Origin of the sequence: Acinetobacter sp. YH12106, assembly GCF_013418995.1 — a bacterium.
GTDB classification, from domain to species: Bacteria; Pseudomonadota; Gammaproteobacteria; order Pseudomonadales; family Moraxellaceae; genus Acinetobacter; species Acinetobacter pseudolwoffii.
This window is the reverse complement of record NZ_VPAV01000018.1, coordinates 34,228-51,514: the sequence shown is the minus strand read 5'-3', so window position 1 is coordinate 51,514 and position 17,287 is coordinate 34,228. Positions and strand designations below refer to the sequence as shown.

The 17,287-nt window shown below is 42.2% G+C and carries 15 protein-coding genes; 8 read left to right on the top strand and 7 right to left on the bottom strand.

What is annotated here, in order from left to right:
- The first annotated feature begins 177 nt into the window (after positions 1–177).
- The 4 genes from FTU45_RS11960 (at position 178) to gltS (ending at position 5,416) form a co-directional block, all read left to right on the top strand.
- Positions 178–447 (top strand): hypothetical protein, encoded by a 270-nt coding sequence (locus FTU45_RS11960; RefSeq protein ID WP_005097192.1) that lies wholly within the window; start codon positions 178–180, stop codon positions 445–447.
- Positions 448–744: 297 nt separating this feature from the next.
- A complete protein-coding gene (locus tag FTU45_RS11955) occupies positions 745–3,384 on the top strand; it encodes a bifunctional aconitate hydratase 2/2-methylisocitrate dehydratase (protein ID WP_159138306.1) in 2,640 nt (879 codons plus the stop codon).
- Positions 3,385–3,846: 462 nt separating this feature from the next.
- Positions 3,847–4,068 carry a hypothetical protein gene (locus FTU45_RS11950; protein ID WP_074383208.1) on the top strand — a complete coding sequence of 74 codons (222 nt, stop codon included), beginning with the start codon at positions 3,847–3,849 and terminating at the stop codon, positions 4,066–4,068.
- A 124-nt stretch (positions 4,069–4,192) separates the two neighbouring features.
- On the top strand, positions 4,193–5,416 hold the full coding sequence (gltS, locus tag FTU45_RS11945) for a sodium/glutamate symporter (protein WP_005097189.1): 1,224 nt from the start codon (positions 4,193–4,195) through the stop codon (positions 5,414–5,416).
- Positions 5,417–5,568: 152 nt separating this feature from the next.
- Here gltS and FTU45_RS11940 read toward each other — a convergent pair whose 3' ends face one another.
- Positions 5,569–6,432 (bottom strand): alpha/beta fold hydrolase, encoded by an 864-nt coding sequence (locus FTU45_RS11940; RefSeq protein WP_100355333.1) that lies wholly within the window; start codon positions 6,430–6,432, stop codon positions 5,569–5,571.
- Between the two features lie 117 nt (positions 6,433–6,549).
- On the opposite strand from FTU45_RS11940, the gene FTU45_RS11935 reads away from it, so the two are divergent.
- Entirely contained in the window at positions 6,550–7,008 is a 459-nt protein-coding gene (locus FTU45_RS11935; protein ID WP_180076442.1) for a hypothetical protein, read from the top strand.
- A gap of 82 nt (positions 7,009–7,090) precedes the next feature.
- Here the strand turns inward: FTU45_RS11935 and FTU45_RS11930 are convergent, their stop codons facing one another.
- Both FTU45_RS11930 and brnQ read right to left on the bottom strand, forming a co-directional pair.
- Entirely contained in the window at positions 7,091–7,309 is a 219-nt protein-coding gene (locus tag FTU45_RS11930; protein WP_005097112.1) for a hypothetical protein, read from the bottom strand.
- 582 nt (positions 7,310–7,891) lie between these two features.
- Positions 7,892–9,178: a branched-chain amino acid transport system II carrier protein gene (gene brnQ, locus FTU45_RS11925; RefSeq protein ID WP_180049045.1), complete on the bottom strand. Its 1,287-nt coding sequence runs from the start codon at positions 9,176–9,178 to the stop codon at positions 7,892–7,894.
- 350 nt (positions 9,179–9,528) lie between these two features.
- Here brnQ and map point away from each other — a divergent pair, with 350 nt between their 5' ends.
- Positions 9,529–10,323 (top strand): type I methionyl aminopeptidase, encoded by a 795-nt coding sequence (map, locus tag FTU45_RS11920; RefSeq protein ID WP_180076441.1) that lies wholly within the window; start codon positions 9,529–9,531, stop codon positions 10,321–10,323.
- A gap of 232 nt (positions 10,324–10,555) precedes the next feature.
- Here map and FTU45_RS11915 read toward each other — a convergent pair whose 3' ends face one another.
- The gene (locus FTU45_RS11915) at positions 10,556–11,455 is read right to left on the bottom strand and encodes a LysR substrate-binding domain-containing protein (protein WP_159138302.1); all 900 of its coding nucleotides are present in this window, start codon (positions 11,453–11,455) and stop codon (positions 10,556–10,558) included.
- A gap of 312 nt (positions 11,456–11,767) precedes the next feature.
- Between FTU45_RS11915 and FTU45_RS11910 the strand changes: the two genes are divergently transcribed.
- On the top strand, positions 11,768–12,676 hold the full coding sequence (locus FTU45_RS11910; RefSeq protein ID WP_180076440.1) for a polysaccharide deacetylase family protein: 909 nt from the start codon (positions 11,768–11,770) through the stop codon (positions 12,674–12,676).
- Between the two features lie 160 nt (positions 12,677–12,836).
- Here the strand turns inward: FTU45_RS11910 and FTU45_RS11905 are convergent, their stop codons facing one another.
- Genes FTU45_RS11905 through FTU45_RS11895 form a run of 3 tightly spaced genes read right to left on the bottom strand, consistent with a single transcriptional unit; the run spans position 12,837 to position 15,053 of the window.
- Positions 12,837–13,535 (bottom strand): NAD-dependent deacylase, encoded by a 699-nt coding sequence (locus FTU45_RS11905; RefSeq protein WP_100357034.1) that lies wholly within the window; start codon positions 13,533–13,535, stop codon positions 12,837–12,839.
- Between the two features lie 18 nt (positions 13,536–13,553).
- Entirely contained in the window at positions 13,554–14,486 is a 933-nt protein-coding gene (locus tag FTU45_RS11900; protein WP_180076439.1) for an alpha/beta fold hydrolase, read from the bottom strand.
- A 30-nt stretch (positions 14,487–14,516) separates the two neighbouring features.
- Positions 14,517–15,053 carry a PadR family transcriptional regulator gene (locus FTU45_RS11895; RefSeq protein WP_100329579.1) on the bottom strand — a complete coding sequence of 179 codons (537 nt, stop codon included), beginning with the start codon at positions 15,051–15,053 and terminating at the stop codon, positions 14,517–14,519.
- Between the two features lie 164 nt (positions 15,054–15,217).
- On the opposite strand from FTU45_RS11895, the gene FTU45_RS11890 reads away from it, so the two are divergent.
- Complete coding sequence (locus tag FTU45_RS11890; protein WP_005097099.1) at positions 15,218–17,242, top strand: NADPH-dependent 2,4-dienoyl-CoA reductase; 2,025 nt, start codon at positions 15,218–15,220, stop codon at positions 17,240–17,242.
- Positions 17,243–17,287: the final 45 nt, after the last annotated feature.

Genomic DNA, 17,287 nt, shown 5'->3' with positions numbered 1-17,287 from the left:
GTCATGAGAAAGCCCATATAAATGGGTAATGTACAAGTTGCTGTAGAAGCATGTTTAATTCGTCTGATCACAGATACTTTATAAAGTATTTTAATACTTTTTTGAATCCGTCAATGCGTAAGTCCTATTTATATTGAATAATGAATTTAACTCCAATTACCCGAGGAGTAACACAATATGCAAGTCGTCAGATATTTACATCATTCTGATCTGCTCTTAGAAGATGAACATGGTGTAGTCATTATTGCTGGTAGTCGCTATGTCCTGAGCGTAGGCGACAAAGTATTTTTAAAGAAGGTGCTAGAACAAGAAAAAAAGCTGTATCAGGTGGATATTTCCTTTGCCAGCAATAATCACAGCACGATGTGTGAAGATGAATGCGTGGTGAAATTCAAAGGCTGCCGGGATTCATATCAGCAATATTTAAACTCGACCACTGTACACTAAGGTGGAGTATCTTTTTAACTTCAAATCAGGCAACATCATGGTTGCCTTTTTTATGCATTAAATTCAGTTAAAAGGGCCTGCTCATAGGCTTGTTTCTTGAGATCTGATCTAAAAGTGATTATTGAATAATCATTAAGAGCATCATTTAGTTATAAAATAACGAGCATCACAAAGAAACACTTGAGTTGCATTAACTTTTAACTGGAAATTTAGTAAAATTTCGGAGTCCATATTATTTGTGAAGCTTGGAATAAGCAGGAATTCATAAGTAATTTTTTAAAAAAGAGGAATAACACTGTGCTAGAAGCTTACCGCCAACACGTTGAAGAACGTGCCGCACTCGGAGTCCCACCGAAGCCACTTGACGATGCCCAAACCGCTGCATTAGTTGAACTACTAGTTAACCCGCCAGCTGGTGAAGAAGCATACTTGGTAGATTTGCTTGAAAACCGTGTACCAGCAGGTGTTGACCAAGCTGCATATGTAAAAGCTGCGTTCTTGGCTGCATTGGCAAAAGGCGAAGCAACCTCTCCACTTATTTCTAAAGAACGTGCGGTTTACTTGCTAGGTACTATGCTTGGTGGTTATAACGTAGCGCCTTTAGTTGAACTTTTAGACAACGCTGAACTTTCTGAGCTTGCTGCTGAAGCGCTTAAGAAAACGCTTCTTGTATTTGATGCATTCCACGATGTCGCTGATAAAGCAAAAGCGGGTAATGCAAATGCACAAGCTGTTATGCAGTCTTGGGCTGATGCTGAATGGTTTACTTCACGTCCAGACGTTCCTGAAGAAATCAAACTGACAGTTTTCAAAGTCACTGGCGAAACCAACACTGATGACTTGTCACCTGCACAAGATGCTTGGAGCCGCCCGGACATTCCATTGCACGCAAATGCAATGTTGAAAAACGTACGTGACGGAATCAACCCGGAAGTTCCTGGTGAAGTTGGTCCATTAAACCAAATCAAAGAATTGATCGCGAAAGGCAACCAAGTTGCTTACGTAGGTGACGTTGTTGGTACAGGTTCATCTCGTAAATCTGCAACCAACTCTGTGCTTTGGTTCTTTGGTGATGACATTGCTCATATCCCGAACAAAAAAGACGGTGGTTACTGCCTAGGTTCTAAAATTGCGCCAATTTTCTTCAACACGATGGAAGATGCGGGTGCATTACCGATCGAGATCGATGTTGGCAACATGAACATGGGCGATGAAATCGTTCTTAAAATCGATCATGCTGCTGCGAAAGTTTCTGCATCTAAAGACGGTGCTGTAATTGCTGAAGCTGATCTTAAAACACCTGTACTTCTAGACGAAGTTCGTGCGGGCGGTCGTATTAACCTGATCGTTGGTCGTGGTTTGACCACTAAAGCACGTGAAGCTTTAGGTCTTCCAGTATCTACATTGTTCCGTACTCCGGTTCAACCTGCTGCAACTGGCAAAGGCTTCACTCAAGCACAGAAAATGGTTGGTCGCGCTTGTGGTCTTCCTGAAGGTCAAGGTGTACTTCCAGGTACTTACTGTGAACCTAAGATGACCACAGTTGGTTCGCAAGATACAACAGGTCCAATGACGCGTGACGAATTGAAAGACTTGGCTTGCCTAGGTTTCTCTGCTGACCTTGTTATGCAATCTTTCTGTCATACCGCTGCGTATCCAAAGCCAGTTGACGTTCAAATGCAACACTCGCTTCCTGATTTCATTATGAACCGTGGTGGTGTGTCTTTACGTCCAGGTGACGGTATTATCCACTCTTGGTTAAACCGTATGCTTCTTCCGGATACTGTGGGTACTGGTGGTGACTCGCATACTCGTTTCCCAATCGGTATTTCGTTCCCGGCGGGTTCTGGTCTAGTAGCTTTTGCTGCAGCAACTGGTGTTATGCCACTTGATATGCCTGAATCTGTACTTGTGAAGTTCAAAGGTAAAATGCAGCCTGGTATCACACTACGTGACCTGGTACATGCAATTCCTTACTACGCAATTCAAGCGGGTGACTTAACTGTAGAGAAGAAAGGTAAGAAAAACATCTTCTCTGGTCGTATCCTTGAGATCGATTTGACAGAAATGGAAACTGACCTGACTGTTGAGCAAGCATTCGAATTGTCTGATGCTTCTGCTGAACGTTCAGCTGCTGGTTGTTCGATCACGCTTTCTGAAGAGAAAGTTGCTGAATACCTTCGTTCAAACATCACTATGCTTAAGTGGATGATTTCTGAAGGTTATGGCGATGCGCGTACAATGGCTCGTCGTGTTGAGAACATGGAAAAATGGTTAGCGAATCCATCACTGCTTAAAGCGGATGCGGATGCTGAATACACGAAAGTGTATGAAATCGATCTAGCTGACATTAAAGAACCTGTTCTTTGCTGCCCGAACGATCCAGATGATGCAAAACTTCTTTCTGACGTTCAAGGCGTGAAAATTGACGAAGTATTCGTTGGTTCTTGTATGACAAACATTGGTCACTTCCGTGCGACTGGTAAATTGTTAGAGAAAGTTCCAGGTGGTGCATTGTCAACTCGTTTGTGGATTGCTCCGCCAACGCGTATGGACGAACATCAGTTGATGGAAGAAGGTTTCTATAATATTTATGGTAAAGCTGGCGCGCGTACTGAAATGCCAGGTTGTTCATTATGTATGGGTAACCAGGCACGTGTAGCTCCGAACACAACTTGTGTATCGACGTCTACACGTAACTTCCCGAACCGTCTAGGTCAGGGTGCTAACGTTTACTTGGCTTCTGCTGAACTTGCTTCTGTTGCTGCTGTATTGGGTAAATTACCTTCTCCAGAAGAATACCAACAGTACGCAGCTCAAATTGACAGCATGTCAGCTGACATCTATCAATACTTAAGCTTCGACAAGATGAGCGAATATACTAACGCTGCTGCGAATGTTGATACGAAGAAAATTGCTGCTGCTCAATTGACTTAATGAGCTAGGATTAAGAAAAGCCGAAAGGCTTTTCCCTAGCGCAAGAGCAAATCTATGATTTGCTTTGTTAATTAAGTAATAAGCGGTATAAAATAAGGGCTGATTTTTCAGCCCTTATTTTTTTTATGAAAATAAGAAATTAAAATTAGAACTCAAAAATTAGGTATGGAAAATAATAGAGAATTTTTTAAATATGATGAGGCCTTAGAGTCATTAATAAATAAAAAATTAATACGTGATATTGGTAATAAGGGGGAAATATTTGAATTGACACAGAAAGGGTGGGAGTTGACATCTAATTTAAATTTTGCAGCATGAAATTCTGTATCTTTTCACAACTTCAGAATTAAATTTTTGAGTATGTCCAATATTGAAAAACTTTTATTGGTAATGCTTTACACTTTATCCAATAAATCGTTTAATCCCCACATTGAAAAATGATTTAGCAAGTTGACCTAAAACATGCCTAAACAATCCCGATTCCTCTGTATTGGCGGTTTTCTTAATGGAACTCAAGTCAAAGACCAAGGTGACAACTTTGAGTGTGTCGAAAACTCAAAGAAAGTCATTTATGCGAAGAAAGAAATCTTCCATCAAGACGCGTGGAATCACGATTACTATGTGTGTGAGACAACCACAGATCAGCAAGCGCGCAACTGGGTTTATGATATTCCATCACGTTAATTGCGTCTATTCGGGCTATAAATTAAACAATTATTAGAAACAATAACTTGCATTACATTTCTATGATTGATTTTTCATCTCTCTTTCCCAAAACTGTATGAAAACAAAGCCAATAGGGAATGTTATGACTTATGAAATAGATGCCTTTGGCACTCTAGTAATTGCTGTTTTTTTTCTTTTTATTGGGCGGTATCTTGTTAGTAAAATTAGCTTCTTTAGGAACTATAACTTACCTGAACCTGTAATCGGTGGTTTAGTCGCAGCGATTACGGCCTTTATTCTCTATAAATTGTTTAATATCAGTGCCACATTTGACGCACAAATTCAAACCATCCTGATGCTGATGTTCTTTACTTCTGTTGGCTTAAGTGCAGACTTTTTGAAACTGAAAGAAGGTGGAAAATCGCTCCTGACCTTCTTGGTCTGTGTCATTTTATTTGTAGTCGTGCAAAATGCTGTCGGTATGAGTTTAGCCACAGCGCTTGGACTTGATCCACTGATTGGCTTGATTGTCGGTTCCGTCACCTTAACGGGTGGTCATGGTACCGCCGGTGCCTGGGGCGAGGTTCTGGAAACTCAATATGCGATCCAGGGAGCAGTTGTCCTTGGTATGGCAAGTGCTACCTTTGGCTTGATTATTGGTGGACTTGTGGGCGGTCCAGTTGCCAAGTTCCTGATTAAACGCAACCAACTGGCTGAAACAGTAGCGCAAGAGACTAATGAACAGCAGCTCGAATCGCACATTAACACCGCACCCTTTGAGTATCCAAAGAAAACCCGATTGATTACATCCAGTAATGCCGTGTCGACTTTGGGGATGTTTGCCCTGTGTATTTTTGTCGCCAATCAGATGACAGACTTCAGCCAGGGAAGATGGTTTGAATTGCCCACTTTTGTATGGGCTTTAGGCACAGGTGTGATTGTGCGTAATGTCTTGGAGCATGTGCTGAAAGTCGATATCTTCGACCGTGCAATCGATGTATTTGGCAATGCGTCTTTATCCCTGTATTTATCTATGGCTTTACTATCACTGCAACTCTGGTTACTGGCCGATTTGGCAGGTCCGCTCATTACCATTTTATTGGCGCAGACAGCGGTATTGATTTTATTTACCGCAATTGTGACCTTTAGAATCATGGGCAAAAATTACGATGCAGCAGTATTAGTGGCAGGGCATTGTGGTTTTGGTATGGGGGCAACACCGACAGCGATTGCCAATATTCAGGCGGTGACCAATAGCTATGGTCCATCACATAAAGCTTTTTTAATTGTACCGCTGTGTGGTGCATTTTTTATTGATATTGTGAATGCTGTGGTGATCCAAAGCATCATTGCATTTTTCGGCTAAATGTTAATACGTTTTTAAAATCATACATGCAATAAAAAGCCCCATGGTTAGGGGCTAGTCGTATATAGGTCAAGCCCATATACTGTAAGAGGCTCATCTCAAACTGCGTGTATTAGAACATAGCAGCTTGCAAATAACCATCTAAATCTGATTTAAACCGTCAATTGTTGTTCAATCACCGGCCATAAGTTTTGATGTGATTTTTTAAACATCAGCATATGGCCAATGGCTTTATGCGCATATCTTTTAGGTTGAAGCTCAATCATCTGAGTATCTGCATTGGGGTATAAACGCAGTAAATCTTTTACATTTGCTTCTGTTGCAATTTCATCATCCGATGACCAGATCGAAATAATCGGGCAGGTGATTTGAGCATGAAAATCTGAGCGTGGTAATAGGGTTTTACCCATTGCATTCATGACATAGCCCGGTTTGCTACAGAACTGTGCCCATTCACGCGCCACATCTTTAGGCAGATTTTCGCCCATGCCAATGGCTTGAGTCGGAGCATATCCTTTGCTCATACGGGCCAGTGGGAAAATGAGATTGAACATGACCGGCGCCAGTAGTTTGGTTTTACCTTTAAGTCCTTTGACATGTCCGGTTGAGCCAGCAACAGCCACCACTTTTGCAACTTTGTCATAATTTGGTACGATCCCCAGAAGCTGACCACCAGCACTATGCCCCAGCAAAATCACTTTTTCTGCATGAGTACGTGCTAATAAAGCATCAATCGCGGCGGGAATATCCAGTTGACCCCATTGCACAATGCTGGCTTTGGACTGTTTTAAAGGGCCTGCGAGTGACTCACCAATTCCCCGAAAGTCAAAGACCAGTACCGCATAGCCCTGAGCTTGCAACCAGATGCAGAAATGATGATAAAACTGTTGGGTAATACCTGTGGCAGGACAGACCAATACCGGACGTTTTTCAGATTCTGAAGAAGCCGCATAAAAGCGTGCACTTAAGTGATAGCCATCCTGGCACTGTAGAGTCAATGTTTCAAATTCAGACATACGATACACTATGATTTTAGCTTCCTGATGAAGCTTTAACTTTATACAGTTTTTGAAGGGATGCTGGCGCAAAGCATGACTTAAAAGTCAGTAAAATAATAGATATGGAATGAGCTTATGCTATCAATGGAACTTGCACTGGCCGTTAAAATCGCCATTATTTTTAGTGGAATATTCTTGTGGATTGGGATGTTTACCGGGGTCTGGAAGTATTGGCAGATCCGTCAATCACCACAGTCACGCGCACATTATTATGTCGATATTGCCCATCGTAGCAGTCTGCTATATGCACCAGCGACGCTAATTCTGGCAGTTCTGGCATATTATTCCGATTTATCCAGTGCCATGAATTTGATCTGCGTACTGGTGAATATCGTATTTTTTAGTTTTTCGATTGCAGCTTATATGCTGCATGGTTTCCTGCAAGATACCACCAATCAGTTTAAGCAACCGCATCAACTGGGTCGGTTTCATCTACCTGGCAGTCTGATGAGCTTGGCAATGCTGGGATTAATTATTGCAGAACTTGGAGGAACGGGGGTTTTACTCTATGGCGCATTTAGTGGGCTATTTTAATTATTCTTAAAAGCAATATTTTGGTTTTTTTACCAGATGGATGACTGGCCACATCATCCATCTGGGCTAATTTAAAATTTGATTATCGGTATTTCTGGTCTATGGCAGCCCATAGGAAGAAAGCAGCTGAGACGATCAGCGCATAACCAAAGTATTCAAGTTTTAAATTACCTTGAATTAAGCAATGGACGGTTAAAGTCAGCATAAGTGCAAAAGTGGTGCATATAAATGTCACCAGATTGGTGTCGTTGGCTTTAAGAGCGTCAATGAAGACTTGCTTGTTGAAATGTAATGATAACATCTCCATCCCTCCCATTTATTTATGTTATTGAAGACTAAAGCAGATTAAGTTAGTCAGAATTGAACATACAGTTGTACTGTTTAATATCAGCCTTTGCAACCATCGGGCTGCACTTTCAGGGTCAAAATGGCCTTCTTTAGTCGTAAAAATACATAATCAATTGATTAGTAAAGCATTATATATTCAGATTACACCTCCATATCGTCATGAAAACAATAGCTAGCAATTGTTTGATGTGAGCAGATAGAAAATGCAAATTCTACGCCAAAGATATGTAGTGTTAATCAATAGAATGTAAGACTGTGTATAAGTCAGGGGGCAAGATGGTTTAAGTCAGCAACAACATGTATCTAAAAGCTAAAATTCAAAAAATTATTTATATTTATATTAAAAATAGGATCATTCGAGCCTAATTATGAATCACACTTTCTGGAAAAAGCACGAGTAAATAGACACACAGCGATGATTTGATATTGTCTGTAAGAAACAATAAAAGTCCGTTTGGGTAAAACCTGACAATTATTGATCACGCTAAAACCGGATTTTGGGTAAAAATACGATTTTTCAGACATCCTAGAAATTTTAGTTTCTAATACGGTCAATCACAGCTGTAATCAGCAATACAATCATGGACGGGATAAACCAGGCCAGATTCTGTTCTGATAGAGGTAAGTTTTGCAGGAATGCAGGCAATTCAAAACCAGCGACTTTTAATCCGTCAAAAATACCAAAGATCAAGGCTACCAGGGTCACTGGCGCAATCACATGAGATGGTTTCTTGAAGAAGCTTGCACAGAAGCTCAGCATAATGACGCTAATTGCAGGTGGATAAATCGCGCTCAAGACTGGAACCGAAACAGCAATCAGTTTGGTTAAACCCAGATTTGAAATCACCAGTGAGAAGCCCACCAGAATGAATACAAAAATCTTGTACGGAATCTTGGTCAAGCTGGAGAAATACTCAGCGCAGGCACAGGTCAGGCCAATCGCAGTCACCATACAGGCAATAAAAATCATGCCAGACAGGAAGTAAGCGCCCATATCGCCAAAAGCATGTTGTACATAAGCATGCAGGATAATGGCACCATTGGCTGCATTTGGTGCAATCTCATGGCTACCCAGTCCAAGTTTAAACAGACTTAAATACACTAGAGTTAAACCAATACCAGAAATAATGCCGGCATTGACCGCATATTTGGTAATCAGTTTTTTATCGGTTACACCACGTGAAGTAATGGCTTTGACAATCACAATACCGAAAACTAAAGCGCCCAAAGTATCCATGGTTAAATAACCATTTACGAAGCCTTCAGTCACTGGACTGGTAACGTAATTATCGATCGCTGCAGGCGGATTGCTGGCAGGAATCATCACGGCTGCTACACCCAAAATTATCAAAGAAATAATTTTAAGTGGCGACAGGAAATAGCCGACAGTATCCAGAATCTTGTTTGGATATAAGGACACGATGGTCACCACAGCAAAATAGATGATGCTGTAAATGAGCAGACTGCCAGATTCATTGCCAAAGTAAGATGAAAAACCGATTTCATAAGAAACGGTTGCGGTACGTGGCGTCGCAAATAAAGGGCCAACAGCTAAGTAACAGATTACAGTCAGCAAAATACTGGCTGCTTTGCCCAGAGGCGAGCTTAGTGCCTGAATGGAGCCTTCAACGCGAGACAACGCAATAATGGTAATCACGGGTAAGCCGACTGCTGTAATAAGGAAACCTAAAGCAGCGAGCCATACGTGTTCACCGGCTTGTTGAGCCACAATCGGTGGAAAGATAATGTTGCCCGCACCAATAAATAGTGCAAAGGTCATAAAACCTAGGGCGACAATATCCCGGGTACGCAGACTTGTCATAAAGGGAGATCAATAGAACAAAAGAAAGCGATTTTAGTGTATATGTCCAATTTTTTGGAGTTTATTTTAAGGCTGGAAGCCTTGATTCTAGTGAGTTTGCGGATCACATAACCGGTCATTCAAATCTTGGTAGAAATATATGTTTGATAATTCGCTGAAAAATATATTTTTCCTTATAAGCTCAAAAGATATCTACACTTGATATCAAAATATGTCAGTTATTGTTTGTATAAATAAGCAGCAGTGAAAATTCCTATTTCAAGGAAAATTGCTGTGCTGAAACTCAACAACTGCGACATATTTCGCAAAAAAGGGATTATAATTCAGGGATTCATAGTGAGGATAGGTATATGCGAGCTCCAGCGATTAGTCTTAAAACTGAGCAAGATGTTGAAAAACTGCGGATATCTGGGCGTTTGGCTGCAGAGGTTTTAGCGATGATCGGGGGGCATGTCAAGCCAGGTGTCACGACTGAATATCTGGATGATCTCTGTCATGATTTTATTGTCAATACATTAAAAGTGACGCCAGCCAATATTGGCTATTATGGCTATACCAAAACCACCTGTATTTCACCGAATGAAGTGGTTTGTCATGGCATTCCATCATCAAAAGTCGTTCTCCAAGATGGCGATATTATCAATATTGATGTGGCCATTATTAAAGACGGTTATTTTGGTGATACCAGCCGGATGTACTATGTTGGAACACCATCTTCAGAAGCCAAGCGACTGGTCAATACCACCTATGCAGCGATGCTGGCCGGGATTCATGCAGTGAAGCCGGGAGCTACCTTAGGCGATATTGGTTATGCAATTCAAACCGTTGCACAGCGTGAAGGCTATTCGATTGTGCGTGAGTATTGCGGTCATGGCATCGGCAAGGTTTATCACGAACAACCGAATATTCTGCATTATGGACAGCCGGGTCAAGGCATCAAGCTGGTGCCGGGTATGGTCTTTACCATTGAGCCGATGGTAAATATGGGTAAAGCTCGTGTCAAAGAACTAAAAGATGGCTGGACTGTGGTTACCACGGATAAATCGTGGTCTGCACAATGGGAACATATGGTTTATGTGACCGAAACCGGATTTGAATTACTCTCTCCATGGCCTGAAGGCACGGGTGATTATCCGGAAATTTAAAATTTTGACGGGATTTCTGTTAAAAACTTTTGACTTGCCAAATTTACAAGTTCATCGTTTTTGCTGACAAAAATATACAAAACACTACAGCAAAACAATGGTTTGAAAATAGAAGTCTGGTTAGACTGAGAATCAGTTACAAAGTTTCCTTTTTTATTCACTGTGCTGTAGTGACCTGTTTCTCTAGCTCATTTTTCCCCAAGAATGAGCTATTTTTTTGTCCATATTTTTATTAGCTATGGTTTAATTCTGCGACCAGATAGTCAATAAATACCCGGACTGCAGGCAGCAGACCGCGACGTGAGGGATAAACCGCATGAAAAATACCATGCGGTGCTTTCCAGTCAGGTAAAACCCGTACCAGTTCGCCACGTGCCACATACTGCTCTACCACGTTATCTGGCAATAAGGTCACCCCGCAGCTTGAAGCCGCAAGTTGCGCCAACATATTGAGGTCTGAACCCAATACAGTTGGACTGACCCGAATTTTCTTTTGTTCTTGCTGCTCGTTTTGTAAGGTCAGAAATTGTTCTGTATGATCTTCTGCCATAGTCAGAATCTTATGTTCAGCCAGTTGCTCGGGGGTTTTTAGCTCACCAAACTGATTGAGATAACCTTGACTTGCAAACAGATGCTGTTCAATTTTTTCAAACTGACGGATGACCAGATTCGGATCGTCATCCAGACTGGAGCGTACCCGCAGTGCCAGATCACAGCCTTCATTAATGATATCGACCCGGCGATTGGTGATCATCATCTGAACTTTAATTTCTGGATATTGCTTGAGGAAGTTTGGCAGGATTTTGGCGATTTCATTCTGGGCAATTAAAACCGGCAAACTGACTTTAATCGTACCACGCGGTTCGGTACTAAGATGATCGACCAGATCATGTGCTGCCTGTGCTGCATTTAACATGACTTGTGCATGGCGGTAAACGTTCATGCCAATATCGGTGACCGCAAAATGACGCGAGCTGCGTTGAATCAGGCGGACACCTAGACGTTCTTCCAAGTTATGGACACGACGGCTAAGCTTGGATTTAGGGATGTCTGTTGCACGTTCGGCTGCGCTAAAGCCGCCATGTTCCACCACCTGTGCAAAGCAGTAAAAATCATCAAGATCAGTCAGCATTCCAAAATTCCATTTATGCAACAATCTGCTGATTAAAAATTGATTGTTACGTTCTGTCAATTAAAAAAATATTGAAGTTACTAAAATTTAAAAGCCAACACACTCGATAATGTGATACATAGGCGCTCATTTATAATGTCTGGAATCTCATTACACCACAGCTAAGTGGTGATTCATTAAAAAAATTGCCATTCAATATATAAGCTTAGATAATAAATAAATTTCGTATTAGCCGTCGATGTAAAGTTCAATCAGTTTGAATAATTATGCTAGGTTAAAAGGTATTTATTTTCTAAGCTCTAGCACTCATTTATGATTAAAAAAATTGTCTTAAGCCTATGTCTCTGTGTTTCTCATGTGGCTTTTGCTCAACAGATCGCCCTCAGTTTCGATGATGGACTAGACCCAGCCAATAACCCAGATGCTTGTCATATCAATAATAACATTCTAAATACCCTAAAACAAAAGCGAATTTTGGCTATTGTCTATCCAAGCGTCAGTAAAATTAGCACAGAAAAAGGGTTGCAGATGATTTCAGAGTGGGGGAAACAGGGGCATCGAATAGGCAATCATGGAAATTTACATCTTAACCTAAATAAAGATGACATTAGCTTGAAAAATTATTTAAAAGACATAGAGCAAGGACATCAAATATTTTCTACATTACCCGGATTTGTACCACGTTACCGATTTCCATTTCTTAAAGAGGGAAATACGCTAGAAAAAAGGGAAGGAGTACGACAATGGCTGATAACCCATCATTATCAATCGGGAACTGTTAGCATCGATGCGAGTGATTGGTATTACAATCAACTGTTTTTGCAGTATCAGCAAGCACAAGATCAAGAAAACCTGAATAAATTAAAACAAGCCTATCTGTTTCATTTGCTTGATCGAGCACAGTATTACGATAATTTAGCACAACAAACATTAGGACGTTCCCCCAAGCATGTGCTTTTACTTCATGTAAGAGCCATTAATGCGGCTTGGCTAGAAGACATTATTGATTTGTTTAAGCAACAGGGCTGGAAATTTGTTGATAGTGATAGCGCTTATCAGGATTCAATTTATAAAATTCAGCCACAAACTCTACCTGCGGGTGAAAGTATTTTATGGAATATTGCACAAATTTATGGGCTCGAGTCATTACGTTATCCAGCTGAAGATGCCCCCTATGAATATCCAAATTTGAAAAAATTTGGTTTAAGTGTGGCGCCTTAGATACGGCTATTTCACTTTAGAAAATCACGAGGTGTATGCTATAGACAGTAAGAGTTAGATAGTATTTAGGCTGTAACCAATATGATTAAGTGTCGCTACGTTTTCTAAATACCTGAATAATCATCATCGAACATGACACAGCATATGTCTTGTGATGAAATTATTTTTCTAGGAGCTGAATCAACTGTTGCACACCGTCAGTAGCCGTTTGGGTGATCTTGTGAAATTGTACCGGCAATTGTTGTTGGTCTGCTCTGGGGTCAATATAATAGGCCTGGCAAGATACCGGAATGTCATGAATCAATCCCGCCACTGGATAAACTTGCAGACTGGTGCCAATCACCACAAAAATATCGGCATCTTGTACACAATTTTGGGCTTCTGCATAGGCAGGAACGGCTTCGCCAAACCAGACCACGTGTGGACGCAGTGGATAACCTGCTGTGCAAAAGTGCTTGTTTAAATCTAAATCAGTTTCTTCAACCGGATAGAATTCGGTCGTACTTTGTGCATCTGGACCTGAGGTTTTGGCCAGTCGGATATTGCCATGAAGATGAATCACTTTGCTGCTGCCGGCACGTTCATGCAGATCATCGATATTCTGGGTAATGACATGCACATCATAATCTTGTTGCAGTTGCGCAATCTGGAGATGTGCAGTATTTGGCTCTGCCTCCAGAATATTTTTTCGGCGTGCATTGTAAAAGCGCTGTACCAGTTGCGGATCTCTGGCCCAGGCCTGCGGAGTGGCGACATCTTCAATCCGATACTGTTCCCAAAGACCATCGCTGTCACGGAAGGTATTGATGCCACTTTCTGCGCTCATACCCGCACCTGAAAAGACCACCAGTTTTTTCATTATTTTTCTCCTGAATATTTAAACTGCCGAAGTACTCGATTGTGAATTCTCTTTCAAGAAGACACCGAGTTCTCTGGAAAATTTTAGCGGTTCAGTCAGCAAGGGCGTATGACCGGATTTTTTAAAAATCACCTGTTTGGCTTGAGGCAGGCTTTCTGCAATCAGGCGCTGTCCTTCAAAAGGATAGAGCCGGGATTGCGCGCCGCTAAAGAAAGTCACCGGACATTGAAGTTTGGTTAATGCTTCACGGTAATCTTCTCGATGATACAGATAATTGTTGATATACCAGGCCATGTAGTCCACACGGCTGGATGGCAGTAATAAACTTTGAAAGCGAGGTTGATGCAGTAAAAACTCAAATGCTTTAAGACTATAGGGATGACTGTTTTGCAGCTGGATAAAGCGCAGCCATAATGCGCCAATCTGTTGGCGTACTGTTTGATCTAGATCGCGAATAAATTGAATTTGCGGATGTGCAGCGAGGAGAACAGACAGTTGCTGCAAAATCCCCCTAAATTCGTCATGTTTTGGTCCAAACAGACCAAAAGCCCAAGTATCATCTACCGGTATTTTGGGTGTCTGATCAATATGCAAATAAGCCGTGATCCGTTTAGCGAAATGATCAGAGTGCAGACCATGCATAAGTGTGGTTGCCCCCATAGAGTAGGCAATGACTATGACTCGATCGAACTTGAGCTGATCTACCACTGAGCGCACATCCTGCCAATGACAGTTAATTGCATCCAGATTTGCTGGAATTTTACAGTCTTTGGATGCACCGAAACCATGCCATTCTGGAATAATAAAACGAAACCTGTTTTTATGCGGATATAAAAAGGCCGCCCATTGCCAGCTCAACATGCCCAGACCAGACAACACTAAAACCGGTTGACCCTGACCGTATTCACGTACAAACAGCTGTTCGCCGTCTGGCATGCGATAAAAGGGCATGAATATTCTCCTTATTTTTATCCCGATCGTTTATTTAAACTGTTTGAGTCGCGGAATAACGGTTTCCAGCCAGTGAATCCAGCCAAGTTCTTGATCAATGCCGAGTTGTAAAATCATTTTATGAATATACAGGGTGCGATCATTTTCATCAGCTTGGGCAAAGTCTTTGGCAAAAATTTGCTGATAGGTGTTGAGTTTTTCTTTGTGCAGGACTAAATGCCGTTCCAGTTCCGCTAATGTGTTGTTGCCACCAAGCTGCGCTTCGGCACGTAAGCGTACCATCAATTCTTCGCGCAACTGTGCCGGTGGACTTTGCTGTATCATCCAGTGAGCTAATTCTTCACGACCGGGCAGTTCAACCTGATAGGTTTTTTTACGTGAATGTGCATCTTCTTCTTCGAGTGTTGAAATCCAGCCCTGTTTTGACATGGCATTTAGCTCTCGATAGATTTGCTGGTGGGTCGCATTCCAGAAGAATCCCATTGAGCGGTCAAAGCGCCGCGCCAGTTCTATTCCGGTACTGGGTTTTTCAATCAGGCTGGTCAGTAGCACATGTGATAAAGACATAAACGTCTCAAAAAAATGACTCGGGATTATTATGCAACATGTTGCATAAAAATCAATTCTGATTTATATATTAGTGCAACAAGTTGCATAATTCTGATCGATAAATGCAATATCTGATCAGCTGAATAAAAATAGCCAGCACATCAGCACGCTAAGGAGTTAAAATGTCTAAATATCCGAATTTACTTGCCCCGCTTGATTTAGGGTTTACCACACTCAAAAACCGGGTGCTGATGGGGTCAATGCACGTGGGGCTTGAAGAAGCACCCGGCGGATATGAGCGGATGGCAGCTTTTTATGCAGAGCGTGCCAAAGGTGGCGTGGCCTTAATCGTGACGGGTGGTATTTCACCCAATGATCATGGGGTGACGTTTCAGGGCGGCTCCAAGCTTGACAGTGTCGAAGAAGCTGAAAAGCATAAAGTGATTACCCAAGCGGTGCATGATGCAGGCGGGAAAATTGCCCTGCAAATTTTGCACACGGGCCGTTATTCCTATCAGGCAGAAAATGTTGCACCCTCTCCGATTCAGGCACCCATTAACCCGGTCAAGCCGCATGCCTTGAGTTCAGCTGAGGTTCAGCAAACTATTGATGACTTCGCCAATTGTGCCAAGCTGGCGCAGTATGCCGGTTATGATGGCGTAGAAATTATGGGCTCAGAGGGTTATTTGATTAACGAGTTTATTGCAGCGCGAACCAATCATCGTGATGATGAATGGGGCGGCAGCTATGAAAACCGCATTCGTTTCCCGATCGAGATCGTGCGCCGTACCCGTGAAATGGTCGGTGAAAACTTTATTATTATTTATCGTCTGTCTATGCTGGATCTGGTGGAAGGTGGCTCAACTTTAGATGAAGTAGTACAACTGGCTAAAGCCATTGAAAAAGCCGGTGCCACGATTATCAATACCGGCATCGGCTGGCATGAAGCACGTATTCCGACAATTGCCACCAAGGTTCCTCGTGCAGCCTTTACCTGGGTTACCCGTAAGCTCAAAGGTCTGGTAAAAGTTCCTCTCATTACTTCTAACCGCATCAATACACCTGAGATGGCTGAGTATGTACTGGCTTCTGGTGATGCCGATATGATTTCCATGGCACGTCCAATGCTGGCTGACTCTGAGTTTGTGCTTAAAGCGGAACAGGGTCGCAGCGATGAGATCAATACGTGTATCGGTTGTAATCAGGCCTGTCTGGATCATATCTTCTCGATGAAAATTGCCACCTGTCTGGTCAATCCACGGGCCTGTTATGAAACCGAACTCATCTTCAAAGATGTTGGCGAAGCGAAAAATATTGCCGTGATTGGGGCAGGTCCTGCCGGTTTAAGTTTTGCAGTCTATGCAGCGAATCGTGGTCATCAGGTCACGGTATTTGATGCGGCTGCACAGATTGGGGGACAATTTAATATTGCCAAAACCATTCCGGGCAAGGAAGAATTTTATGAAACCTTGCGCTACTTTAAACGTCAAATCGAGTTGCAGCCACGCATCAAGTTAAAGTTAAATCATACTGCCAGTTTTGCAGAACTTGAAGCGTCAGCATTTGATGAGATTGTCGTGGCAACAGGGGTAACCCCGCGTCAACTGGATATTCCGGGGATTGATCATCCAAAAGTCTTGTCTTATCTCGAGGTGTTAAAAGAGCGTAAAGCTGTGGGACAGCGTGTGGCGATTATTGGTGCGGGGGGTATTGGTTTTGATACCGCGGAACTTCTGAGCCATGAAGGGGAAAGTGGCAGTATCAATCCAGAAAAATTCTATGATGAATGGGGCATCGATACCAAATATGATCAGGTCGGTGGTTTAAAAACTCCAGTTCTGGAAAAATCATCCCGTGAAATTTACTTATTGCAACGAAAAGCTGCTTCTGTGGGTTCTAGTCTGGGTAAAACCACGGGCTGGATTCACCGCACAGGGCTTAAACATCGTGACGTGAAAATGATTGCGGGTGCCAGCTATGACAGGATTGATGATCAGGGCTTGCATATCACCGTCAATGATAAGCAAATGGTGTTGGAAGTGGATAATGTCATTATTTGTGCTGGTCAGGAATCTTATACCGCCATGTTTGATGAGTTAAAATCTGCTGGTAAAAGTGTACACCTGATTGGTGGCGCCAAAGAAGCGGGTGAGTTAGATGCTAAACGTGCCATTCGTCAGGGGGCTGAATTGGCAGCGGTGATCTAAAAATATTAAAACCTGCTTTTTTTCCTCTCCTTTATTAAAGGAGAG